This is a genomic window from Cytobacillus sp. MT66 (assembly GCF_058792595.1).
Window position 1 is genome coordinate 33,442 of sequence record NZ_JBXAFB010000002.1, and the last position, 23,019, is coordinate 56,460.

A 23,019-nucleotide genomic window follows, 5' to 3' on the forward strand; every position below is an offset into this window, starting at 1 on the left:
CCCTCATCCCCTGGATATTTTATAAGATTAACCAAAAATTACATAAATACGGGGATCCGCCTTGGAAGAAAGGGGAGTAGCGGCAAGTGAATTTTGATCCACAGCAGCTCTCTGCCATGTAAAAAGGTAACTGCCGGGTTTGTATAACAGGCAGTTATCTTTTTTCAAAAAGCTAAAAAACTAGTTCATTACTCCACAATTTCTCTTCATTTTTTTGTAAATGATTTAGCATTTCCGAGCGCGCTTTACTTACATCTTTTGCTAAAATTGCATTCAATATTGCTTCATGCTCCTGGTGAGTTGCAGTGATATAGCTTTGCGATAGCATGAGCGACTGCTTCTTGGTGATTTTGATAGCTTCAAATATCTTCGGAGAGATGGCGTCAAATATCGTTTTATAGATTGAATTGTTTGATGCGACGATGATCTGATAGTGAAAATTAAAATCCTCATCAATCCCGATTTCTCCTTTATTGTTAACGGCGATTAAATCAAGATGAGCCTTTTTTATTTTTTTCATTTGTTCTTTTGTTGCGCGCTGTGCCGCTAATCCAGTGGCTTCAACCTCCATTACCCGCCGAAACTCTAAGATTTCCTGTAAGGATTGCTGATTAAAGATAAGCTGAGTCGTTATATTTTCGACAAATGTACTGCCTGTTATTTCCTGAATAATACTACCTACACCAGGCCGTTTTTCAATAATACCCTTCGATGCCAGAATGCTTAACGCTTCTCGGACTGCGGTTTTACTCACTTGAAATAAGGCAACAAGTTTATCTTCCGAAGGCAATTTGTCACCAGGCGATAAATTTTCATTTTTAATATATTGAATGACTTGCTGAACGATTTCTTCATATAAGCTTTTTTTCTGAATAGATTTTAGAGACATAACCGCACCCCTTTATTGTAAAATTTAGAAGATTTATTATTTACAAAACTTAATTATTGATGGTAAAGTAATCCTATACATACATGTTTTAATGTTTGTATGGTCTGACCATTACAACTTTAGAATACTTTTAAAACAATTATAAAAGATTTATCGCAGTAATGTAACTATTTTTAAATTTAAAGGCGGTGCAAATGTGAATACAGTCAAAGAAGTTCTTTCTAAGCGTGTCCACCAAATTGATTCGTCCCCAACAATTGCTCTAACCATGAAGGCAAGAGAGTTAAGAAAACAGGGGATTGATATTTCAATCTTTGGTCAAGGTGAGCCAGATTTTATCACACCAGACCATATCATCGAGTCAGCCTATCGGGCAATGAAGGATGGCTATACAAAATACACTCCTGTTCCTGGAATTCTAGAACTTAGGGAAGCCATTTCGGCAAAATTAATGCAAGAAAACGGGCTTCAGTACAGTCCTGAACAGATTGTTGTCTCTTCGGGCGCAAAACACTCGATTACAAACATGATGTTTGCCGTTCTTGATCCGGGGGATGAGGTCATCATACCTGTGCCAGGCTGGGTTAGTTATGCCGAACAGGTTAAGCTGACAGGCGCTAAACCTGTTCTGGTTAAAACTGATAATAGCAATGATTTTAAACTTACTGCAGAGGAATTGACATCTGCCGTTACACCAAATACCAAATTATTAATCTTAAATACTCCTGGCAATCCTACAGGCTCTGTTTATACAAAAGCGGAACTGGAGGAAATTGCAGAAGTCTGCCTGCGTCACAATTTATTAGTTATGGCCGATGAAATCTATGAAAAATTAATCTATGACGGACAAGTGCATGTAAGCATCGGCAGCCTAAGTCAAGAGATGCTAGAAAGAACGGTTACGATTAATGGCTTTTCCAAGGCTTTTGCAATGACTGGCTGGCGAATGGGTTATGCTGCAGCGCCTTTGGAAATTGCCAAAGCGATGAATAAACTCCAAAGTCAGATGACGAGCAATGCTGCATCCTTTATTCAGATAGCAAGTATTGAAGCATTGCAGGGGCCATTTGAACCTATTAACGAAATGATTGCAGAATACGATAAACGCAGAAAGTTAATGGTCGGGTACCTTCAAGACATGCCAGGCATAGAGTGTTCATATCCAAAAGGTGCTTTCTATGTTTTCCCTGGTGTTCAAGGCCTCTTTGGCAAAAAGTACAATGGAATTGAAATTACCGATGATGAGCAGCTTACCGATCTGCTATTGGAATATGCGCATATTCTGGTTATCCCTGGGAGCAGCTTTGGCATGCCGGGGTCGATTAGGCTGGCTTATGCAACCGATGAAACTACAATCATCCAAGGCATGGAGAAATTAAAGGATTTTGTTGCTAAATTGGTTTAACTGCGGCTTGTTAGAAAAGAAGTGAAAGGCTTTGATGATGCCGAAATTTTCTTTCATGTAAAAAGCGGCAGTCAATCTATTTTAAAGCTTAAGATAGTAAAACCGAAAAACGAGGGGGAATTAAAAATGAATTTAATAGAAGAAAAGTTTTTAAAACTTGGAGCTGACAATGCACCTGGACAAGAAGTACGCCAGAAAACGGATGAAATTGAATTGCGCGGGGATAAGCTTCCTGGTACACCTGTTGATTTTTCGCATGGAGATGTGGATGCATTTGCTCCAATTCCGGGTTCTTTAGATGTCTTTATCGATGGTTTTAATGTTGGCGGAAAGCAGGCCTATACTGAGTATCGGGGAAGTAAAGAGATTCGTGAAGATTTAGCGCAAAAGCTTGCAACTTTCACGGGCTCGACAATCGATGCAGAACAAAACTTAATCATTACTCCTGGAACACAAGGGGCGCTTTTCTTGGCTATGGGTTCTGCCGTTGCCAGAGGCGATAAGGTTGCAATTGTAGTGCCAGACTACTTTGCTAACCGGAAACTGGTTGAATTCTTTGAAGGCGAAGTTGTTCCTGTCGAGATTGATTATTACAGCACAGATGAAGGCGCAGGCTTGAACTTAACACAGCTGGAGGATGCATTTAAAGCAGGTGTGAAGCTCTTCTTGTTCTCGAATCCTAATAACCCTACTGGTGTTGTCTATTCGGCAGATGAAATTCGCGCGATTGCAGAACTTGCCCATCAATATGATGTTACTGTTATCGCTGACGAACTGTATTCCCGTCAGATTTTTGATGGACGAAGCTATACGCATCTATGTGCGCAGAATATCTTGGATCCAGAAAAAGTCATCACTATTATGGGGCCATCAAAAACAGAATCACTAAGCGGTTTCCGTCTTGGTGTAGCATTTGGATCAGCGAAAATTATTGAACGTATGGAAAAGCTGCAGGCAATTGTGTCCTTGCGTGCAGGCGGCTATAACCAAGCAGTGATGAAAACTTGGTTCTCTGAGCCTGAAGGCTGGATGACTGAACGTATTGCCCAGCATCAAGCCATTCGTGATGATTTATTGGAAAAATTCCGCTCAGCGGATGGCTATAAGGTTCGAGCAACAGAAGCGGGAAGCTACCTATTTCCGCAACTTCCGGAATTAGATGTTTCAATTGAAGAGTTTGCGAAAATTCTTCGCCTTCAAGCCGATGTGATCGTAACGCCTGGTACTGAATTTGGTCCGCAGTTCACAAATAGTTTCCGAATCAATTTTTCACAGGATCATCAAGCAGCAGTAGCAGCAATCGAGCGTGTCATAAAGGTAGTGGAGGAGTATCGCAAATGAGCAAATTAGGGGAAAATGTAAATCCGATACCGCAAGGACATTATGCGCCGGCCACACGCTTTGGCAATCTGATTTATACCGCTGGGATGACACCAAGAAATAATGGCGTTCTGATCCAAAGCGGAAAGGTCACTGCCGAACAGCCCATTGATGCGTATCGGGATGCGGTTATTCAATCAATAAGCAATGCCCTGACTGGCGCAAGGAATTTGCTAGAAGAAGGCGAAGTGCTAGCGCAAATCCTCTCACTTACTGTTTATGTTAATGCAGAAGATACATTTGAAGCACATTCGAAACTGGCAGACTTTGCTTCAGCTTACCTGCACGAAAAGCTAGGAAACGCAGGCATTGGTGCCCGCGCAGCAATCGGTGTTGCCTCATTGCCGGGGAATGCACCGGTAGAGATTCAGCTGGTTGCAGGAGTAATATAAGATACTTGTCATAAAAATAATTTTTCAAAAGCGGGACTGTCCTTATGCGGCAGTTCCGTTTTTGATTTTGGGTTAACCGCTTAGTTGATTGGAGCGAAGCGCCTGGAACGGAACGGCCAAATTTAACAGAGCCGAAATTATATAAACAGGATTGTTTAAAAGGTTAAAGAATATATTTAAATACATTCATTTGTTACTAGAAAATAATAGGAGGAGTTTGATTGGAAGATAAAAGTGTAAACCTGGTAATTGAAGAACATGTAGGCATCATTACATTAAACCGCCCGGAAAAAGGAAATGCCATTGATTATCAAATGGCGAAGAAATTAATGGAGATCGCCATCTTTTGCTCTGAAAGTGAGGACATCCGCGCTGTAGTTATTACGGGGGCAGGAACCGCATTTTCTGTTGGCGGAGATTTAAAGAGTTTTGCGAGACAAGGTGAAGAAATCGGGTCCCATCTAAAAATAGTAACAGGCTATTTCCACCAGGCTATCTCACATTTTGCCCGTATGAATAAACCATTTATCGGAGCTGTGAATGGGGCAGCAGCTGGCGGCGGGATGAGTCTTGCTTGTGCTTGCGATCTTATTTACGCGTCAGATGAAGCACAATTTGTCACCGCTTATAATCGAATCGGCTTAACGCCTGATGGAGCGGGAAGTTATTTTTTGCCGCGGATGATTGGGATGAAACGCACGTTAGAACTAATGTATACCAACCGGCCATTGGGTGCTTTTGAGGCAAAGAAATGGGGGATTGTTAACCAGATTGTTCCAAAAGACAAATTAATGGAAGTGGTCCTTGAAAGTGCGGGGAAACTGGCAAAAGGATCGATGAATTCATTTGGAGCAACCAAAAAACTTTTATATCATTCCTTTCAAGAAACACTAGAATCGCAAATGAGCATGGAATCCCAATTCATCTCCGAAAGAGCGAACAGCATGGAGGGGAAAGAAGGGATTTCAGCTTTTTTAGAAAAACGTGAAGCAGATTATCTGAAATAAGGCAGATAGAGAAAGCCCTTGGATTCCCAGTAAAGGAGGCCAAGGGCATTTTTTAGGTTTAATATCTTCCCGTAAGCATTTTCTTTCTTGTGTAAAATTCCACTCCGTCTTTCCCATTCGCATGCAGATCTCCATAAAAGGAATTCTTGAACCCGGAAAATGGGAAGAAAGCCATGGGTGCTGGTATGCCGAGATTGACTCCAAGCATGCCCGCGTCGATTTCCTCGCGAAATTGGCGAATCGCTTTCGCACTATCTGTAAAAATGCACGCCCCGTTGGCAAAATCAGACTGGTTAGCAATATCAATCGCTTCGCTTAAATCGTCTGCTCTTATAATAGAAAGAACTGGGGCGAAAATTTCATCACTCCAAATTTTCATCCCAGGTTTGACGTGGTCAAAAACGGTCGGGCCAACAAAGTAGCCGCTGCTGTTTCCCTGGACATCTTTTCTGCCGTCGCGGACTAGTGTAGCCCCTTCCTTTTCCCCGATTTCAATATATTGAAGAGTGCGGTCTTTATGGGCTTCGCGGATCACCGGGCCGAGGAATACCCCTTCATCCAATCCATTGCCAATGGTTAAGCTGTCAGCTTTTTTTACAAGCCTATTAACAAGTTCATCGGCAATTTCACCGACAGCAACAACAACAGAGCAAGCCATGCAGCGTTCACCTGCTGACCCGTAGGCAGCAGAAATAATGTTTTGCACGGCATGGTCCAGGTTAGCATCAGGCATGACAATCGTATGGTTTTTTGCACCGGCCAGTGCCTGCACTCGTTTGCCGTTAGCGGCAGCTGTTTTATAGACGAATTCTGCCACTGGCTGCGAACCAACGAAGGATACTCCTTTAATCTTTTTATGTTCTAATATGCCGTTGACTACATCATGGGCACCATGAACAATATTCAGCACACCGTCGGGGAGGCCAGCTTCTGTGAAAAGCTCAGCCAAGCGGTTGGCCAATAACGGTGTGCGTTCAGATGGCTTCAGAACAAACGTATTCCCGCAGGCAATTGCGAGCGGAAACATCCAGCAAGGCACCATCATTGGGAAGTTAAACGGAGTAATCCCGCCAATGACGCCAAGCGGGTAACGGTACATGCCCGATTCAATGTCATTGGCAATATCGGGAAGATGCTCGCCCATCATTAAGGTTGGCGCTCCTGCCGCAAACTCAACACATTCTATGCCGCGCTGCACCTCGCCATAGGCTTCCTCGAAATTTTTGCCATTCTCAATGGTAATTAGGCGAGCCAATTCGTCCCAGTGTTCGGTCAATAGCTGCTGGTACTTGAATAGAATTCGTGCCCGGCGCGGAACCGGCACCTTTTTCCAAGATTGATAGGCAACATGTGCTATTTCAACAGCCTCATTCAAGTCATCCTTTGTGGAAAGCGGAACATTGCTGATTACTTCTCCGGTTGCAGGATTATATACTGGTTCATATTTTTCCGTGCTGGATTCTACCCACTTGCCTCCAATAAAATTCTTAAGTTTTTTTACTTCTGTATTAGCTGTCATGTATGTATCTCCTTTCGGTTTTACTTTGCAATGCTTGTCCTTGTGTTTAATCATATGATTCGCTTCCTGGGATTTAAATCCCTTCTTTTCGTTATGTGCAGGGAAAAGAGGCAATCAAATCGAATATAATGATAATATTTGAATATTATGAAAAGTATGTGATGATAATACAAGTGATTGGAAAGGGGGAGGCCGTGTTACGAAACGTTTCTTGATTGGTTAGTTCCTATTGTAATAAACTTATAGAGGCGAAATCCCTCCGAGCAGAATTTTTTACATATTGCCGGATGTTGATAGCCATCGGGGGCTGCAGCAGATTGAATTGATATTAGGAGTGTGAGGAATGGAACTACAGAATGAACGGCCCAGGATAGAACCTGCTAGACAATTATTTAAAGAAACAAAACTGGGGAAGAACCTTGCGGGACTCATCATGGTTTTTTTAATTGCATATGTGTCTCAAAGTGTTGGAAATGATATACCTGTGGTTGGAGCAACGGTTACAGCGATTGTTTTAGGTATCTTAATTCGTAATTTTATAGGTGTGCCAGCTGTTTTTAACCCGGGTGTGCAATATTCCTTAAAGAAAGTATTAAAATATGCCATTATCCTTTTGGGGACAAGCCTTAATCTCTGGCAGGTTTTTACCATAGGCGGGAAGTCTATATTAGCGATTTTGGCCGTAGTTATTTTAGGGATTTTCCTGACTATTTATATTGGCCGTTTGATGGGGCTGACCGGAAAGATTCCTGCGCTGATTGGGGTTGGAACAGCGATTTGCGGTGCGACAGCAATTGCCACGGTATCTCCCATTATGAAGTCTAAAGAGGAAGAAACGGCATATGCGATTACTACTATCTTTGTTTTCAATGTGATTGCAGTCATCTTATATCCGATTTTGGGCTCCATTTTTGGAATGAGCAATGAAATCTTTGGGATGTGGGCCGGTACGGCTATTCATGATACCTCTTCGGTTGTGGCCGCAGGATTTGCTTACAGCAATGAAGCTGGCGGAGTCGCGACTGTTGTAAAGTTAACCAGGACCTTATTTTTGGTGCCTTTGGCGATTCTAATTGGTATTTATGTAAGTATGAAGGGCAGCAAAGAGCAGGGACAAGGGAGCAAGGTGAAGGTATCAAAGATTTTTCCATGGTTCTTGCTTGGATTCCTTGGCATGTCGATCTTAAACACGTTGGGGCTATTTAATGAAACTGTTGTAGAGTATGTGACAGCTGTTTCCAAATTTATGATTCTAATGGCCATGGCAAGTGTCGGATTAGGTGCGGACTTCAAGGAAATTCGCAAAATTGGCATGAAGCCTGTTTATTTAGGATTAATTGCGTCTGTTATTGTTGCTGTCGTAAGTATATCCATTATTTATTTAATCGTGTGAGCTAAATGAAAGAACCGCCCTTGGACTGAGTCAGGGCGGCTCTTTCAATTTGCTTCTAGCTTCGCTCTTTCTTCGATGACTTTGATCATTTGATAGAGCTGCTCGTTAAACGGCGTAGGGATATTGTATTTTTTTCCTAATTCACAGACTACTTTTCCAAAGGACTCGACTTCAGTTTTTCTGCCTGCTTCAACATCCTGAAGCATGGATGTTTTTCCTTCTGGAGAAAGCTTATTAATGGTAGGCCCGACTCTTTTCACATCGTCTTCGTTCAAGAGGACATCCGCTTTTTCTGATACAGCAACTACCTCGCGCATAACTGATTCAACTAACTCGAGTGCTGCTGGAACCTTTTGGATCACCCCATATGGCGCTTGTAAAACAGCTGTGACTTGGTTTACACCAACATTTAGCATAAACTTCCACCATAATTCCCGATACATGTTTTCAGGGATTTCATAGGGAACGCTAGCTTGCTCAAATAGTTCTTTTACGGAAAGAACATCATCTGAAATGGACTGGTACTTTTCACCAAAGCAGATCCTTCCTAGACTTGAGAAGGTAATTTGATTGGCTTCACGTACCGCATCAATTCCCACGCTCATGCTGTAAAGAATATGCTCATTTTGATATTCATTGTAAATTTCTTCTTCACTGGTGATTCCATTTAACAACGATAGAATAATTGTGTTAGGGCCAACATGATTTTTCATATCCTTAATGGCCTGAGGCAATTCAGCGTTCTTCACCGCGACAATAACGAGATCAGCAGGTTCTGTATCCATCTCAGGAGTTATGTAATGAAACCGGTATTCCTTTCCATTAATTTCAAACGGAGACTTCTCATACCGACTAACCCGCTCGGCATTCGCAATCACGCGAAACGAATCTCCTAAATACTCCTGAAGCTTGCTCCCATAAGCGGCACCAATGGCACCAAGTCCAATCAAAGAAACCGTACGAATAGCTCCCATTCCAAATTCCTCCTTTGCAGTATTTCAAGATAGCGGGAACCCCGTTTGTTTAGCACAGTAAAGCATTGGGGGACAGGCCCCCAGCAGTTTAAAGCGGTAAAGCATTGGGGGAGAGGCCCCATTGCTGTGATGCGTTAAAGGGATGCCTATCATTTATGATAATTATACATTAATTTTTCATTATTTGGCTCTGGGAGTACTCGGAGCAGACTTAGGCGGTAAAGGGTAACTTAGTTTGGAAAGAATACATGTTTTACTTCTATTGGTTCTCCTTCATTAATAGTAATGATTCCGTAGGAGAATTTTGGCTGGAATCGCTTGTCGGTTGGTGACCCGGGATTAAATAGAATAGTTTCGCCATGTGTTTGCAAATAGGGGATATGTGAGTGCCCGAACGTAATTATATCCATTTTTTCATGCTGAAAGGCTTCAAGGGCACGCTCAGGGGTCGTTTTCTTTTTTCCAAGATGGCCATGGGTGATGCCGATTTTTATTTTTCCAACCTCCACGATTTTACGCACTTCAAAAAACTCTTGAACCTCCGGCGGATCAACATTCCCATAGACTCCAATAACAGGAGCAATCCTTTTTAATTCCTCGTACACCTCAAGACTTGTCCAATCCCCAGCATGGATGATCATATCCGTATCTTTTATTTCATCGATAACCGTATCGGGAAGCTGCTTAGCACGTTTTGGCATATGTGTATCAGATAGCACAGCAATTTTCATATTTTTTCACCCCATAAGATTTCACTTTAACTGAAATTTCACTTGAAAACATCTTACTAGACTAGGACAATGAAAGAAAGACAAACAGGCAGATTTTGCCTGGACAGACAGAAGGGAAGCGGAACAGCATGCAGTCATTTTACGAAAAATTAATAAAAGACTATGATCTGAACTTAAATCATTCTGGGGTGAGCGGGGAAAGGCTCGCTAAGCGGTTGTATGAGCTTTCAAAAATCGGAAGCATGGAAAGCGGCGGTGTTACCAGACCAGGCTATTCTAATGAAGAAAAAAATGCGAAGGAACTAGTGATTGACTGGATGAAGGAAGCTGGTCTGTCTGTAAGAACAGATGGGGCCGGCAATGTGTTTGGGAGAATGGAAGGCCGCACTTCTGGGTCCGCTATTGGTTCTGGTTCACATGTAGATAGCGTGCCGAACGGCGGCAATTTTGATGGTCCATTAGGGGTTTTAGCTGCTTTAGAGGTTGTCCAGGCTTGGAAGGCAGAAGGATTTGTTCCGAATAAGCCATATGAGGTTGCCATTTTTTCCGATGAAGAGGGATCCAGATTTAAAGTTGGTCTAACGGGAAGTCGTGCCTACATGGGACAGGTTACCCGTGAGGAATTAGAGAATTTTAGGGATCAGGATGGTAAAACGTTCGAAGAGGTTATCGGGGAGTATGGAAGCAGCGTTGACGCTTATCTTGGTGCGAATAAGGAAAAAACCGAGATAGAAGCATTTGTCGAAGTTCATATCGAGCAAGGAAAAATTCTTGAAAGAGATGGGCAGCCGGTTGGTATTGTCAGCGGCATTGCCGGTCCTGCTTGGGTAAAAGTTTCCTTTATCGGGGAAGCGGGTCATGCAGGCAATACACCAATGATAGGTCGTAAGGATGCTGTGGTTGCGGCGGGCATGTTTGTTCAAGCAATTGAAACCTTGCCAAAGCAGGTTTCCAACACGGCTGTAGCGACTGTTGGAAAAATGGATATCCAGCCAAATGGAGTAAATGTTATTGCGCAGCAAGTAGATATGATTGTTGATATCCGGGATATTCATGAGGATTCACGTGATCGTCTTGTCAGCCTAATTATTGATGCTGCTAATAAAATTAGTACTGAAAGGCAGATTGAAGTAAAAATAAATATCAATTCAAAAATAATGCCGATCCCAATAAGCGAAGATCTTCAGGAGCGGTTAAGGGGTGCCTTGAACAAATATGATATTGAACCCATTCGTATTCCGAGTGGAGCCGGCCATGATTCCATGATCCTCGGGACTGAAATCCCAGTCGCCATGATCTTTGTCCGCAGCAAAGACGGAATCAGCCACAACCCGCGCGAATGGACAGACCTTAATGACTGCGTAAAAGCGGTACATGTCTTGAAGGCATTCGTAGAGGACCTTGGGGAGAAAGGTGTCTCGAGGTAAAGCGGTAAAGTGGTGGGGGACAGGTCCCCGCTAGGGTACAGCGTTAAAGTAATGGGGGACAGGCCCCCGCTAGGGTAAAGCGTTAAAGCAGTGGGGGACAGGCCCCCAATAGAGTAATGCGTTAAAATAGAAGAGTGCAAGCTCTAGTGGCTTGCACTCTTTATTTTACAAAATATTTTACGCCTGCAGTGCCAGCTGAATCATCAGTTCAAGTCCAGCGGGGATGGCTGTTTCGTCAATATCGAATTTCGGATGGTGGTGAGGGTATTGGCTTCTCTCACCTTGCATGCCGACATTAATAAATGCTCCTGTGATTTCCTTTAGGTAAAAGGAGAAATCTTCCGCACCTAGAACTGGTGCTACGTCCATGAATACATCCTCACCAAAGGTTGACTGGATAATTCCTTTTGCTACCTCACAGGATTCTGGATGGTTATAAAGCGGCGGCGTGCCCTCAATAAAATGATAGTGGCCTTTTGCGCCAAAGCTTGCGCAGAGCATTTCTGTTAATTGAGCGGTTTTTTCATTCATTAATTTGGCTCCGTCAAAGGTAAGGGCACGGATGGTTCCATTAATGGTGACCTTATCAGGGATGACATTGTAGGAATTGCCTGCCTGCATGCCGCCAAAGGAAATCACTCCTGGATGCAGCGGATTTAAATTCCTGCTGACAATGGACTGGAATCCTTGGATCAAATGGGAAGCTACATAAATAGGGTCGACCGTTTCATGCGGATTTCCGCCATGCCCGCCTTTTCCTTCAATCACGATATCAAAGTCATCGCTGGATGCCATGGCAAAACCAGAAGCGAAGCCGATTTTTCCAAGAGGTACGCTTGACATGTAATGAATGCCATAAACCGCATCGACTCCATCTAACACTCCCTCTTTGACCAGCTGCTTAGCCCCGCTTGGTGAAGCCTCTTCAGAGCTTTGGAAAATCAAAACAATATTATTTTTAACCTGATCAGGATTTTGACTCATCCATTTGGCTGCACCTAATAACGTTGCTGTATGGCCATCGTGGCCGCATCCATGCATCACACCAGGAATTGTGGAAATATAAGGTTTTTCTCCTTCTTCATGCAGTGGAAGTGCATCCATATCTGCTCTTAGTGCAATGGTTCTTTTCCCTTCTGTCCCTTTAAAAAAGGCAACCACATTTGGAGCAGAGAACTTTTCTAAAAGGGGAATGCCAAATTCCGCAAGCTTTTCTTTCACAAATGCAGACGTATTGTATTCCTGCCCTGAAAGCTCAGGATACATGTGGAAATGTCTGCGCTGCTCAATTGTCCACTGGATTAAATCTGAATTTGCTAATTTTGTCTGTACCATGTTGATTTCCTCCATTAGTTCGCGAATATATGAATCTTCTTAAAATGGCCCGTACTGGATGGCTTGAGCGATAAGCAAGAAAATAACTGCAAGTCCTACCTCAATAAGAATAAATGGAAATACCCATTTTACCCACTTTGTATATGGAATACCTGCTATGGCTAGTCCAGCGATAAGTACACCAGCTGTTGGGAAAATTGAATTTGAGATCCCGTCTCCAAGCTGGAAAGCTAACACAGATGTTTGTCTGGTAACACCGACTAAATCTGATAAAGGAGCCATAATTGGCATTGTTAGTGCGGCCTGTCCACTGCCAGATGGAACTAAAAAGTTCAGGAAAAGCTGTACGAAAAACATTCCAACAGCATTGATTGCCGGCGGCAGATTGCCTAAGAAGGAAGCGGCATAATATAAAATTGAATCCATTAATTTTCCATCTTGGAATACAACAAGAATGGCTTGGGCAAAACCAATAATTAAAGCGCCAGTCATAACTTCTTTAGCACCAGACATAAAGCTGTCAGACATTTGGCTAGGATTTAATTTTCCGATGAACCCGACGATGATTCCGAATAATAAAAACAGTGCAGCAATTTCAGTTATATACCAGCCTAGCTTCATGACGCCAAAAATTAATACGACAAAGTTTAATAGAAAAATAACCAATATCCATTTATGATGGGTTTCTAACTTTACATCATTATCTCTTGTTTGCGGCTTTTCGTCGGAAAAATTGCCTAAATAGCGAAGCTCTGGGTTTTTCTTTATTTTTTTGGCATATAGGTAAATGTAGGTGACTCCGGCAAGATAAAATGCTGCAAGAAGTGCAATTCTAAATCCCATTCCAGAAAAGACCGGCAGCTCGGCAATGCTTTGAGCAACGCCTACATTAAAGGGATTCATAATGGCACTCATAAATCCCATATTAGCCCCTAAAGAAACAACGGCAAATCCAACGATTGCATCAAATCCTAATGCAATAGCCAGAGGAACAATAATGGCAATATAGATAAGTGTTTCTTCCGCTAGACCCATGAGGGATCCGGCTATTGAAAAGAACAGCGTAATGACAGGTATCAGCAGCAGCTCTTTATTAACTAACTTTTTTGTCAGAGTATAGATTAAGGCATCTAGTGCCCCAGTAGCTTTTAAAATCCCAAATGCTCCTCCAACCATTAGGACAAAAAAGATAATTCCAGCACTATTGACTAGGCCGGTATGGATACTCTTAAAAATATCGAAGAATCCAACAGGAGACTGTGCTATGTGCTCAAACGAATCTGGAACAACAATGGTTCTGCCGTCCTTTTCAATTCTATCATACTCTCCTGCGGGCAAAATGTAGGTCAGGATTGCCGAGATGATGATAACGCCGAAAATTAGAACGAACGCGTTGATATTAATGCCCTTTTGTTTTTTGACACTCAGTGTTTTTTCCTCTTCTTGTCTGTCTAGCTGTCTAGAAATACTCATTTTCTGTAAATCTCCTTTTCCATTTTTTAGATTTACGGGCATAAATGAAACGCAAAAAGCAGCAGCGAGGGCTCGCTGCTGCTTTAGAAACAAAACTCGTTCTTAGCGTAAGATAGCCCTCCATATAGCACAGCTATATGACAGTCCTGTATTTATTCAACATCAGGACCAGCCTTAAGAACATGAGCAACCTAAAGCTTCGGCGAATACCCCTTTCCATAGCCATCCTCGGATCCCATGCTCCTCCGACTAAGTACTATTGGTCTTCGCACCTCTATCCTTACTTCAAAAAGAAATTGAAATAAGAAAACTATTAATTTATTTTTCTAATTTAACAAACTCTAATTGTTATTGCAACATAATTTTTAAAAAAAGAGGGAACTTCCTACACTAAAGCACTAATCAGGCGGGGGCCAGTCCCCCAGTGCGGTGAAGCGTTAATCAGGTGGGGGTCAGTCCCCCGTTGCGGTAAAGCGTTAATCAGGTGGGGGTCAGGCCCCCGTTGCGGTAACGTGTTAAAATAGGGGGGAATATACGCCACGCTTGTTTGGTGTTATTTAGTGGAAGGAGTGGGATTTTAGGTGAAGCCATTTACTGAAAATGTTATTCGTGTGTTAAGGAGTATTCCTAGAGGCAAAGTTATGAGTTATGGCGCGGTTGCAAGAGCAGCAGGAAGCCCGAGGGGGGCCAGGCAGGTGGTAAGGATATTGCATTCGATGAGTGAGAAGTACGAATTGCCCTGGCACCGAGTGGTTAATAAAGATGGACAAATCTCATTAACCGATGAGGCAGCTTTTAGTCAAAAGGAACTGCTTGCCAGTGAAGGTGTATTTTTAAGCAGAGATGGGACAATCAATATGAAAAGGTATGGCTATCAACTGGACACGGAATTCTTTCCTTTTCCAGACGAGGAATAGGTGAACCTGTATCTATTTTTCCAATATATCTTTAATAATGTGAATATGAACATCTGCCCAAGCCCTTTCCCGAAAATGCAAAACTACGTAAAAAACTATAATAATTAAATAAAGAAGGCTAAATGTAGCCAATACAAGGATTCCGCCGCTAAAAAGGAAGTCCTGAATGCGGTTGGAAAACATAAATAGCAGCCATGGGAATGTGGAGACAAAAATCGGAATAATCCCGGAGCCGCTTCTTTCTTTTACCATCCGATAAAAAATACGCTGTAGTGTATCATTGTCAAGAGTCTGGTAAAATTCCTGAATCTCCGCAATCTCCCTTAATTCGGGAAGCTTATTCAGATCAAGCTTTTGGTTGTTAGCCTTTTTGAGCTGTACATATAGCCTATGGGCATCACCGCGAAACATCATCATAGAATTTAGCCTCCTTTCTTTTCAGTAATCATCTTTATAATGGTTGGTATTATTTGTATTATTATTGTTTTTATGTATCTAAACAGAAATGAATCGTTTTAAAAAAAAGAAGTAATTCCCTAATCGTATGAAAAGGGGTAATTACTTCTTGAGAGTTAGCGGTATAAGTAATAAGTAAAAGCAATTAGGAGCTAACTAAGTAGTTACAAAGCAATCTTTAGCTCACTGACTTTTTGAGAATTTCATCCCAATGAGATAAATAAAGTAAGTGTCCGGCGTTATCAATGAAAGAGTAAGTGGAATTAGAATACTTTTCGCGAAGGTAAGCTGAAGTTTTCGAAGTCCAAACAGTATCTTCGCCGCCCTGCCATATGTTTACTTTTGTATTTGAGGCAGGATTTTTTAATTTCGGGATTTTTTTGCACAATGCAAGAGCATCGTAATATACTCCGTTCCCATTATTGCGATAACCTTCTACTGTTCCTTTTATAATAGCCTCCTGTAATATTTGATCATTTGCAACTTTTTTATCCTCTTCAACCATCTGTTCTATCGATTTCTGTATGATAGAATCTAAGCTCTTGGTTACTTTCTTGCTAAGACTTTTAAAATAAGTCTTTGTCATAAGAGGCATATACCTGTTCATATTCCTAATCATTTTCCAATTCATGGGTAAAATACTTTTGGTTTCACTGCTATTTAGAGGTATAGCACTACTAACTAAGTTCAAGGATGTGACTTTTTCTGGATATTTGCCTGCGAATACTTGGCTGTATAATCCACCAGATGACCAACCAATTAGTGAAGCCTTTTGAATTCCTTTAGCAGTAAGGAATTCATTTATCCAATCAGCGTAATCCTCCATAGAATACTCCAACTCAAAATCTGAATCTCCGTAACCTGGACGATTAATGGCAAAAAAACGAATATTATTTTCGTCCAATATTTTTATATCAGGATGAATGGAATGAACGGAAGAACCGAATCCGTGAAAGAAGATAACTGTGTTTTGATTATTATCTCCATAACCGATATACGATAATTTTCGATTATTTGATAAAAGAATATAAGATTCATAGTAATTTGACATTATATGTCTAATCTCCCTTTTCTAACTTTCTGTAAATATTCAACACAGCAGCTTAAATTCCTTTTAAAGCTATCCTGCTATTAGTTTAAGGGCAATTCTTCACAAACTCTTATTTATTTTTAAAAATAAGTACAATTATCTTTATGAAAAATTGTTGATTTGTAAAGGAAATTAAAAGACCGAATCATATGCGATTCGGTCTGATAATTAGTTTGTTTTTTCGTATATAACTCCACAGAAAGTGAACTGCTTAGATTTCAACAGTGGCACTTTTGCTTTGCTTTTTTGACTTGAATTGATATATGAAGTCAAGCATTACAGTCCCGATTTTCTGGCAGATAACCGCATAAATAATTATTTTCCAATCGACAACAATGCCAGTTAGTAATAGAAGGATTCCGTTTATGTAAAAAAGAGTTTTCCCTGGCTGTGCCCCGGTCATTTTTGAAATAATTAAAGCAAGAATATCCATTCCTCCTGAGGAAGAACCATAGCGGAATAAGATTCCTAAAGAAAGCCCAACTAAAATGGAACCGATAATTAAATCGATAATGACATTGGAAATAGGGTGTGTGACATGCAAGGAAAAGAAATCAACCACGCCAGATGTAATGGACACACAATACAGAGTCCACAAAACACTGCTCTTTCCCAGCCATTTCCCGCCTGCCAGCAGCAAGCCGGCATTTAAAACCCACAGAGTAACAGAAAAAGGTATATTCAATAGGTAGTTAAACAAAACACTTACACTTGCAGCTCCGCCTGATGGGATAAAATGGGGAAGTAAAAACGTTGCCATCGCAAAACCCTGTAAAGCCGCGGCAAATCCAAGCAAACAGCATTTCTGTAAAATATTCATAACATATCTCCTCACGGCCAATGGTGCATTCTATCGCTTTAACACATTAATACGCCGGGGGCCTGTCCCCCGGTCCTTTAAAGCGTTAATAAATTGGGGGCCTGTCCCCCAGTTGTTTAAAGTGTTAAAGAATTGTTTTTGCTATCATTATACGACTCTTTGATTTTTATATATATAATTTTTTCACATTTTTTTTAGCTGGGAGGAGTTTGCAGGATTTTGTCGAAAATAGAAATCGATTGTGTGATCCACATTTTTAAAAAAACTTATCTGAAAGGGTGACTTATTTCATTGTCCAGAAAACTCCGTTATTGGTATCCAGGTGCCATGTATCATGTTACAAGCCGCGGGAATCGGAAATCAGCCATATTTTATGATGATCCCGATCGCTTTGCCTATCTAGACATACTAAGTGAAGCACAAAATGACTTCCCCTTTTACCTGCATTCCTATTGCCTCATGACAAACCATATCCATCTCCAAATAGAAACCATCCAGCACCATCCCAAAGATATTATGAAGTATTTAAATTTCAAATATGCAATCTATTTTAATAAACGTCACGACCTTGACGGCCATGTTTTTCAAGGGAGATACAAGTCAGAACTTATTTTATCGATAGACTATTTTCTCAAGGCTAATCGGTATATTCATTTAAATCCAGTAGAGGCTAGCATTGTACATTCTCCGGGGGCTTATCCTTGGAGCAGCTATGCAGCCTATATCTCCAAAACAGAAAATAAACTTGTCACAACAGAGAAGATACTGTCCTTCTTCCCAGAACCAAAACTGGAAAACTATCGGAAGTTTGTAGAGGAAAAAAAGGAGGAAACTGAGCTGGTTTCTAATATGGTAACGCGTTAAAACATCGGGGGCCTGACCCCCAATAGAGTAACGCGTTAAAGCGCCGGGGGTCTGACCCCCAGTTGTTTAAAGGGCTAAAGTATTTTATAGGTTTGCTGCTTTTTCTTGCGGTTTTTCGAGTTTGCCCTTTCCTATGAGATTGACGATGATAATCCCTGATAGGGCAATGATTCCGCCTATTATTGATAGGGGGCTGGGTAGTTCTCTTAGCCAGACCCAAGCGACAATTATAGCTATGACAGGTTCGAGATACAGAATGCTGCTGATCGTGCTGGCTTTGCCTAGTGAAAGGGCGATGGCCCATGTGACGTAAGCAATACCTGCCGGAAAAATCCCAACGTATATAGCTGACAGATTTGCCTCCATAGTAGCATTTTGAATGGTATCAAAAAGCCCTGGTGCAAAAATGAAAAATGGAAGCGTACCAGCCCATGTTACATATGCTGTGATCTCAATTGCTGAGTATCGCTCAAGAAAAGGCTTTTGATACACGAAAAATATCGAAGTCGCAACAGCAGACATCAAAATTAAAAGAGCGCCGTGAGATAGTGAAAACGATGATCCTCCAGTACCAAAAGTGATTATGAGGATTCCCATAAAGCCAATCCCCAGTCCGATCCATCCAAATAGCCCTAAGCGCTCCTTTAAAATTAGAACTGCAAAAATGGAGGTGAAAACTGGTCCTGAACCAATCAGCATTCCTGTTGTCCCTGCTGACACTGTCTGTTCGCCAAAAGTAACACCGATATGATAGACACTAATTCCAATAAAGCCAAGCAGCAGAAGTTTTAGAATATCTTCCTTTTTGGGCAGGCGAAAATTACTGCGAGGCCAAATGGCATAAAGCAGAAATAATCCAGAAGCGATTAGGTAACGTATAAGTACTAAATGACCAGGAGAATAGCCTCCATGCAAACCCGCCCGTATCGCGGCAAAAGTGGATCCCCATATAATAACTGTAAACAGTGCAAAAGAAAGTGCCTTCGTATTCAATTGTTTCACCTCTGATTATTTTGGACGCATCTTGTTAAGCAAACCCCATATTATATGACTCTAGTAAATTCTATTTTGCAATAGAAAAAGAAGTAACCCTTTTTGGCATTTCCAAAAAAGAGTTAGCTTCTTTTTAAAAACAGAGTAATTTTTTTAGGTTGAGCATTGTGTCATTGTTAGCCATATTATATGGCATCAGTAACCAAATTACAATGATTGTCAATTTAAAGAAAGTATTTCTGCCCGATCGTCGAATGTAACATCTGTCCATCCGCCGATAAGATAGACATTCTGATCAATCACCCCATAGGCGAATCTGCTTCTTGGAATAGAGAGACCACTGTGACTTTCCCATTGATCTGTCTTTGGATCATACACTTCGATGGTTTTTAATGGTTTAACAAACAATCCTCTTCCGATGGTCCCGCCAAGTGTGTAGATATGGTTATTATAGGTGAATGCGACGAAATGAGAGCGGGCTGTCGGCAGTGCATTCTTTTGTTCCCACATTTTCTTCTCTGGGTCAAAAACCCAATGCTCATTTAATGTTTTTCCTCCACCAATGATATGAATCTTGTCTTCTAAAACAGTAATACCCATAGCCTCGGAAATAAACGGGGCTTTTCCTTCATCCGTCCATTGATCAGTTATAGTGTTATAGGAATATATTCGATCAGAATAGCCTTTATCGTGTGTTCCTCCGATTATATAAATCTTCTCTCCAACCGCTGCGGCCTCCATGTCTTCTAAAGCAATGGGCATCGGTTTTTTTGTGTACCATTTATTTTCTTTAATATTATACATTTCATTTTCGGCAAAGCGTGTGCCCTTATACTCATGGCCGCCGATAGCATAAATATTATTTCCTGCATGGACAAGAACTAGGTCATACCTTGAAGTAGGCATCTCAGCCCCCAATGACCACTGATTTGATTTTTGATCATAGATATATAGCTGGTCTGATGTCGAAAAATAGGCCGTGTATCCGCCGGCAATATAGATTTTTTTATTAACAGTTGCATAGCCCATATTAGTTAATCCGATGGGCAGGCTTGGTATGGCTAAGTTCTCCTTTTCATTCGTCCTGGCACTTGCTTGTTTTATGCTGAAAAACATAGTGAAAAAAACAAGTATAAGTATTCTTTGTTTTAGACCTAACTTCACAAAACCTTCCTCCCGGGTTTTACGGCCTATGACTAACGATTTATTCTATGTCGGCAAAATAAAAAAAGTGAGTGATAGACTGGTTCCAGGAAAAGTTTTTTCAGTTATCGCGTTAAAGCGCTGGGGGCCTGACCCCCGCTATGGTAACGCGTTAAATCAGTGGGGGTCAGTCCCCCGATGCCTTAACGTGGTAAAGGGCTATCCGATGCCTGCCCTAAATATTTAATGCCCTTCCTTTGCATGGGGGAGTAGAGTCTGTTCTTTTTCCCATTTCATGCTGGAGATTGTTACACCAAGGAGGGTGATGATTCCTCCGATAATTGCGTAGAGGGAAGGTGTTTCGCCGAGCCAGATCCAAGCGATAAGAAAGGCGAATACAGGGGTTAAATATAAAGAGGCTGTTGCCTCAGCCGCACCAGTCTTTGTTATCACGTATGCAAGTGCAAAGTATGGAATTACAGTAGGAAAAAGTCCTAAATAGATAACCACCAAGGTTGTATATAATGGTGCATTCGTAATTGCTTGTCCCAAGCCTGGCGAAAACACTAGCATACATAGGCATCCAGCCCATATGGTGTATATGGTAAAAGGGATCACCCCGTATTTTTTTAATAAAGCACTTTGAAATACGAAGTATATGCTTTCAGCAAGTGCTGCTATTAAAATAAGGATGACTCCGAGGTTAAATTCAAAATGGGACGATGAATGTCCAAGCGTGATAAATCCTACACCGATAAAAGCGGTCAAAGCTCCAATCCAGCCTTGGATTTGAAAGGATTTATTTAAAAAAAACACAGAAAATACTGCTGTTAAAATTGGTGTAGTAGAAACTAGCAGGCTAGCCGTACCCGCGCTGACTGTTTGCTCACCATAGTTTAAGGCAACGTGATAAACCGCAAACGCTAGAAACCAAAGAAGAAAAATTATAGGGATGTCCTTCACGTGAGGAAGACGAATTTTTAAAAATAGAGCTATGAAGAATAGGAAACTTGAACCAACCAGCAATCTTAGAAGGGAAACATGTTCCGGAGAGTAGGCAGTAAGAGCCACCCGGATGGCTGGAAACGCTGAGGCCCATAGAAAAATTGTTAGAAAATGAGCGGATATAATTTTCCCGTCAACCTTCATCATCATTAAACACATCCTTTCACAACCAGTTGTACCAAAGTATTTCAATCATAATTAGATTTTGATAAAATGTCCTCAACCAGTTAGGGTTTTAAAAAACCAACCAATTTACATACCTAAATAACAGACATTAAAGGGGCAGACGATGGGAAAAGCAAAATATTTACAGATTGTTGATTTTATTAAAGAGAGAATTTCCAAAGGAGAATGGACGATTGGAAGTCTTATTCCCAGCCAGCGTGAGCTCGCCAAAACTTTTCGGGTTAACCGAAGCACGGTTATTACAGCTTTGGATGAGCTAATGGCGGAAGGGCTGATTGAAGCCAAGGCTGGAAGCGGCACTATGGTTACAAATAACACATGGACATTAATGGGGAACGACTTTTCGCCCAATTGGAATGAAAATATAGCGTTTGGGATTCATAAGGCAAGTATGGCAACGGTACAAAAAATAAATGAGTTGGAGTCGAATTCCGATTTTATTCAGTTAAGCAAAGGTGAGCTATCCCCAGACATTTTTCCGCTAGAATCAATGAAAAAGGTGGTTAAAAAGGTTTCAGGCCAAATAACACCTTTTGGATATGAGGAACCGAAGGGAAACCTTAAACTTCGACAGGCGATTAGTGATTATTTGCAGAAACGAGGAATCGATGCCTCCCCGGCTTCTATCCTTGTTGTATCTGGTGCTCTTCAGGGTCTCCAGCTAATTTCCCTCGGTCTTTTACAAAGACGAACGACTGTTTTTTTAGAAAAGCCATCATACCTTAACTCATTATCAATTTTTCAATCGGCGGGAATGGAGTTAAAAGGAGTTCAACTGGATGAGGAAGGTCTTGATTTTAATAGAATTAGTTTATCTAACGAAAAGGGAAGGAGCGTGCTTTATACGAACCCAACCTTTCATAATCCGACCGGGAAGCTAATGACCGAGAGCAGACGAATGGAGCTGATTGAATTCTGCAGGGAAAACCAGCTTCCGATCATTGAGGATGATGTCTATCGGGATTTATGGATTGATTCCAGTCCGCCTTCTCCTTTAAAGTCAATGGATCGATATGGAAATGTCCTTTACATAGGGAGCTTATCTAAGACATTAAGCCCAGGCTTGCGGATTGGATGGCTGCTTGGACCTGAGTCAGTTATTTCTCGTTTGGCCGATTTAAAAATGCAGTCAGATTACGGGTCGAGTACCTTATCGCAGTATGTTGCAGCGGAGTGGCTGGCCAGCGGCTTGTATGAAGAACATTTAGAGAACGTGAGAGAACAGCTCAAGATTCGCAGACAAACTGTACTAGAGACCCTTAATAAATACTTAAAGAACTATGCGGATTGGGAAACTCCGAAAGGCGGCTTCTTTATTTGGGTTAAAATGAAACCCGAACATAAAACGGCACGTCTATTTGAAAAAGCATACGCCCAAGGAATACTCCTAAACCCCAGCAAGATATACGAAAACAGTGCAGACCAGGCCATACGCATATCCTACGCTAACGCCCCACTAGAAAAACTAAAAGAAGGAATCATCCAATTAAGCATCATTTTAAAAGGAGAAAGCGTTAAAGCACTGGGGGACAGTCCCCCAGTGGATTAATGCGTTAAATCGACGGGGGACAGTCCCCCGACAAGGTAAAGTGCTAAAGCGATTTGGTTTAAGTTTTATTT

The 23,019-nt window shown here is 41.4% G+C and carries 21 protein-coding genes and 1 riboswitch; of the genes, 9 read left to right on the top strand and 12 right to left on the bottom strand.

Annotated features, from left to right (window positions below; all coding sequences use genetic code 11):
- Positions 1–172: 172 nt before the first annotated feature.
- A complete protein-coding gene (locus AC1Q59_RS03335; RefSeq protein ID WP_492364364.1) occupies positions 173–889 on the bottom strand; it encodes a FadR/GntR family transcriptional regulator in 717 nt (238 codons plus the stop codon).
- A 196-nt stretch (positions 890–1,085) separates the two neighbouring features.
- Between AC1Q59_RS03335 and AC1Q59_RS03340 the strand changes: the two genes are divergently transcribed.
- The 4 genes from AC1Q59_RS03340 to AC1Q59_RS03355 all read left to right on the top strand — a co-directional run bounded on the left by AC1Q59_RS03340 (position 1,086) and on the right by AC1Q59_RS03355 (position 5,073).
- Complete coding sequence (locus AC1Q59_RS03340) at positions 1,086–2,294, top strand: pyridoxal phosphate-dependent aminotransferase (RefSeq protein ID WP_492364365.1); 1,209 nt, start codon at positions 1,086–1,088, stop codon at positions 2,292–2,294.
- A gap of 126 nt (positions 2,295–2,420) precedes the next feature.
- Positions 2,421–3,635, top strand: coding sequence for a pyridoxal phosphate-dependent aminotransferase (locus AC1Q59_RS03345; RefSeq protein ID WP_492364366.1), 1,215 nt, complete (start codon positions 2,421–2,423; stop codon positions 3,633–3,635).
- A complete protein-coding gene (locus AC1Q59_RS03350; RefSeq protein ID WP_492364367.1) occupies positions 3,632–4,066 on the top strand; it encodes a RidA family protein in 435 nt (144 codons plus the stop codon). The genes AC1Q59_RS03345 and AC1Q59_RS03350 overlap by 4 nt, the downstream gene beginning before the upstream one ends.
- A gap of 221 nt (positions 4,067–4,287) precedes the next feature.
- A complete protein-coding gene (locus AC1Q59_RS03355) occupies positions 4,288–5,073 on the top strand; it encodes an enoyl-CoA hydratase/isomerase family protein (protein ID WP_492364368.1) in 786 nt (261 codons plus the stop codon).
- 58 nt (positions 5,074–5,131) lie between these two features.
- Here the strand turns inward: AC1Q59_RS03355 and AC1Q59_RS03360 are convergent, their stop codons facing one another.
- A complete protein-coding gene (locus AC1Q59_RS03360; RefSeq protein ID WP_492364369.1) occupies positions 5,132–6,592 on the bottom strand; it encodes a CoA-acylating methylmalonate-semialdehyde dehydrogenase in 1,461 nt (486 codons plus the stop codon).
- 343 nt (positions 6,593–6,935) lie between these two features.
- Here AC1Q59_RS03360 and AC1Q59_RS03365 point away from each other — a divergent pair, with 343 nt between their 5' ends.
- On the top strand, positions 6,936–7,985 hold the full coding sequence (locus AC1Q59_RS03365) for a YeiH family protein (RefSeq protein ID WP_492364370.1): 1,050 nt from the start codon (positions 6,936–6,938) through the stop codon (positions 7,983–7,985).
- 44 nt (positions 7,986–8,029) lie between these two features.
- Here the strand turns inward: AC1Q59_RS03365 and AC1Q59_RS03370 are convergent, their stop codons facing one another.
- Together AC1Q59_RS03370 and AC1Q59_RS03375 are read right to left on the bottom strand one after the other, a co-directional pair.
- Positions 8,030–8,959, bottom strand: coding sequence for a ketopantoate reductase family protein (locus tag AC1Q59_RS03370; RefSeq protein ID WP_492364371.1), 930 nt, complete (start codon positions 8,957–8,959; stop codon positions 8,030–8,032).
- Between the two features lie 230 nt (positions 8,960–9,189).
- Positions 9,190–9,690 (bottom strand): metallophosphoesterase family protein, encoded by a 501-nt coding sequence (locus tag AC1Q59_RS03375; protein ID WP_492364372.1) that lies wholly within the window; start codon positions 9,688–9,690, stop codon positions 9,190–9,192.
- A 128-nt stretch (positions 9,691–9,818) separates the two neighbouring features.
- On the opposite strand from AC1Q59_RS03375, the gene AC1Q59_RS03380 reads away from it, so the two are divergent.
- Positions 9,819–11,117 (top strand): M20 family metallo-hydrolase, encoded by a 1,299-nt coding sequence (locus tag AC1Q59_RS03380; protein ID WP_492364373.1) that lies wholly within the window; start codon positions 9,819–9,821, stop codon positions 11,115–11,117.
- A 177-nt stretch (positions 11,118–11,294) separates the two neighbouring features.
- Here AC1Q59_RS03380 and AC1Q59_RS03385 read toward each other — a convergent pair whose 3' ends face one another.
- Together AC1Q59_RS03385 and AC1Q59_RS03390 are read right to left on the bottom strand one after the other, a co-directional pair.
- Positions 11,295–12,452 carry a M20 metallopeptidase family protein gene (locus AC1Q59_RS03385; RefSeq protein WP_492364374.1) on the bottom strand — a complete coding sequence of 386 codons (1,158 nt, stop codon included), beginning with the start codon at positions 12,450–12,452 and terminating at the stop codon, positions 11,295–11,297.
- A gap of 39 nt (positions 12,453–12,491) precedes the next feature.
- Entirely contained in the window at positions 12,492–13,925 is a 1,434-nt protein-coding gene (locus AC1Q59_RS03390; RefSeq protein WP_492364375.1) for a YfcC family protein, read from the bottom strand.
- 105 nt (positions 13,926–14,030) lie between these two features.
- Positions 14,031–14,210: riboswitch (Lysine riboswitch) on the bottom strand.
- Positions 14,211–14,506: 296 nt separating this feature from the next.
- Between AC1Q59_RS03390 and AC1Q59_RS03395 the strand changes: the two genes are divergently transcribed.
- Entirely contained in the window at positions 14,507–14,842 is a 336-nt protein-coding gene (locus AC1Q59_RS03395) for an MGMT family protein (protein ID WP_492364376.1), read from the top strand.
- A 12-nt stretch (positions 14,843–14,854) separates the two neighbouring features.
- On the opposite strand, the gene AC1Q59_RS03400 is transcribed toward AC1Q59_RS03395, so the two are convergent.
- From AC1Q59_RS03400 to AC1Q59_RS03410, 3 genes are all read right to left on the bottom strand, one after another.
- A complete protein-coding gene (locus AC1Q59_RS03400; RefSeq protein WP_492364377.1) occupies positions 14,855–15,259 on the bottom strand; it encodes a hypothetical protein in 405 nt (134 codons plus the stop codon).
- Between the two features lie 217 nt (positions 15,260–15,476).
- Positions 15,477–16,349 (bottom strand): alpha/beta fold hydrolase, encoded by an 873-nt coding sequence (locus tag AC1Q59_RS03405; RefSeq protein ID WP_492364378.1) that lies wholly within the window; start codon positions 16,347–16,349, stop codon positions 15,477–15,479.
- A gap of 250 nt (positions 16,350–16,599) precedes the next feature.
- A complete protein-coding gene (locus AC1Q59_RS03410; protein WP_492364379.1) occupies positions 16,600–17,208 on the bottom strand; it encodes a YitT family protein in 609 nt (202 codons plus the stop codon).
- Between the two features lie 291 nt (positions 17,209–17,499).
- Here AC1Q59_RS03410 and AC1Q59_RS03415 point away from each other — a divergent pair, with 291 nt between their 5' ends.
- Positions 17,500–18,072 (top strand): transposase, encoded by a 573-nt coding sequence (locus tag AC1Q59_RS03415; RefSeq protein WP_492364380.1) that lies wholly within the window; start codon positions 17,500–17,502, stop codon positions 18,070–18,072.
- Between the two features lie 84 nt (positions 18,073–18,156).
- Here the strand turns inward: AC1Q59_RS03415 and AC1Q59_RS03420 are convergent, their stop codons facing one another.
- From AC1Q59_RS03420 to AC1Q59_RS03430, 3 genes are all read right to left on the bottom strand, one after another.
- Positions 18,157–19,074 carry a DMT family transporter gene (locus AC1Q59_RS03420; protein ID WP_492364381.1) on the bottom strand — a complete coding sequence of 306 codons (918 nt, stop codon included), beginning with the start codon at positions 19,072–19,074 and terminating at the stop codon, positions 18,157–18,159.
- A gap of 210 nt (positions 19,075–19,284) precedes the next feature.
- Positions 19,285–20,229 (bottom strand): Kelch repeat-containing protein, encoded by a 945-nt coding sequence (locus tag AC1Q59_RS03425; protein WP_492364382.1) that lies wholly within the window; start codon positions 20,227–20,229, stop codon positions 19,285–19,287.
- Between the two features lie 222 nt (positions 20,230–20,451).
- A complete protein-coding gene (locus AC1Q59_RS03430) occupies positions 20,452–21,363 on the bottom strand; it encodes a DMT family transporter (RefSeq protein WP_492364383.1) in 912 nt (303 codons plus the stop codon).
- Between the two features lie 139 nt (positions 21,364–21,502).
- On the opposite strand from AC1Q59_RS03430, the gene pdxR reads away from it, so the two are divergent.
- Positions 21,503–22,948: a MocR-like pyridoxine biosynthesis transcription factor PdxR gene (gene pdxR, locus AC1Q59_RS03435; protein WP_492364384.1), complete on the top strand. Its 1,446-nt coding sequence runs from the start codon at positions 21,503–21,505 to the stop codon at positions 22,946–22,948.
- Positions 22,949–23,019 lie beyond the last annotated feature (71 nt).

Excerpts from the sequence above, each read along its gene's own strand:
- AC1Q59_RS03405 (WP_492364378.1), bottom strand. The coding sequence starts at position 16,349 with ATGTCAAATTACTATGAATCTTATATTCTTTTATCAAATAATCGAAAA.
- AC1Q59_RS03390 (WP_492364375.1), bottom strand. The coding sequence starts at position 13,925 with ATGAGTATTTCTAGACAGCTAGACAGACAAGAAGAGGAAAAAACACTG.
- AC1Q59_RS03360 (WP_492364369.1), bottom strand. The coding sequence starts at position 6,592 with ATGACAGCTAATACAGAAGTAAAAAAACTTAAGAATTTTATTGGAGGC.
- AC1Q59_RS03380 (WP_492364373.1), top strand. The coding sequence starts at position 9,819 with ATGCAGTCATTTTACGAAAAATTAATAAAAGACTATGATCTGAACTTA.
- AC1Q59_RS03375 (WP_492364372.1), bottom strand. The coding sequence starts at position 9,690 with ATGAAAATTGCTGTGCTATCTGATACACATATGCCAAAACGTGCTAAG.
- AC1Q59_RS03400 (WP_492364377.1), bottom strand. The coding sequence starts at position 15,259 with ATGATGATGTTTCGCGGTGATGCCCATAGGCTATATGTACAGCTCAAA.
- AC1Q59_RS03370 (WP_492364371.1), bottom strand. The coding sequence starts at position 8,959 with ATGGGAGCTATTCGTACGGTTTCTTTGATTGGACTTGGTGCCATTGGT.
- AC1Q59_RS03430 (WP_492364383.1), bottom strand. The coding sequence starts at position 21,363 with ATGATGATGAAGGTTGACGGGAAAATTATATCCGCTCATTTTCTAACA.
- AC1Q59_RS03385 (WP_492364374.1), bottom strand. The coding sequence starts at position 12,452 with ATGGTACAGACAAAATTAGCAAATTCAGATTTAATCCAGTGGACAATT.
- AC1Q59_RS03365 (WP_492364370.1), top strand. The coding sequence starts at position 6,936 with ATGGAACTACAGAATGAACGGCCCAGGATAGAACCTGCTAGACAATTA.
- AC1Q59_RS03345 (WP_492364366.1), top strand. The coding sequence starts at position 2,421 with ATGAATTTAATAGAAGAAAAGTTTTTAAAACTTGGAGCTGACAATGCA.
- pdxR (WP_492364384.1), top strand. The coding sequence starts at position 21,503 with ATGGGAAAAGCAAAATATTTACAGATTGTTGATTTTATTAAAGAGAGA.
- AC1Q59_RS03410 (WP_492364379.1), bottom strand. The coding sequence starts at position 17,208 with ATGAATATTTTACAGAAATGCTGTTTGCTTGGATTTGCCGCGGCTTTA.
- AC1Q59_RS03335 (WP_492364364.1), bottom strand. The coding sequence starts at position 889 with ATGTCTCTAAAATCTATTCAGAAAAAAAGCTTATATGAAGAAATCGTT.
- AC1Q59_RS03350 (WP_492364367.1), top strand. The coding sequence starts at position 3,632 with ATGAGCAAATTAGGGGAAAATGTAAATCCGATACCGCAAGGACATTAT.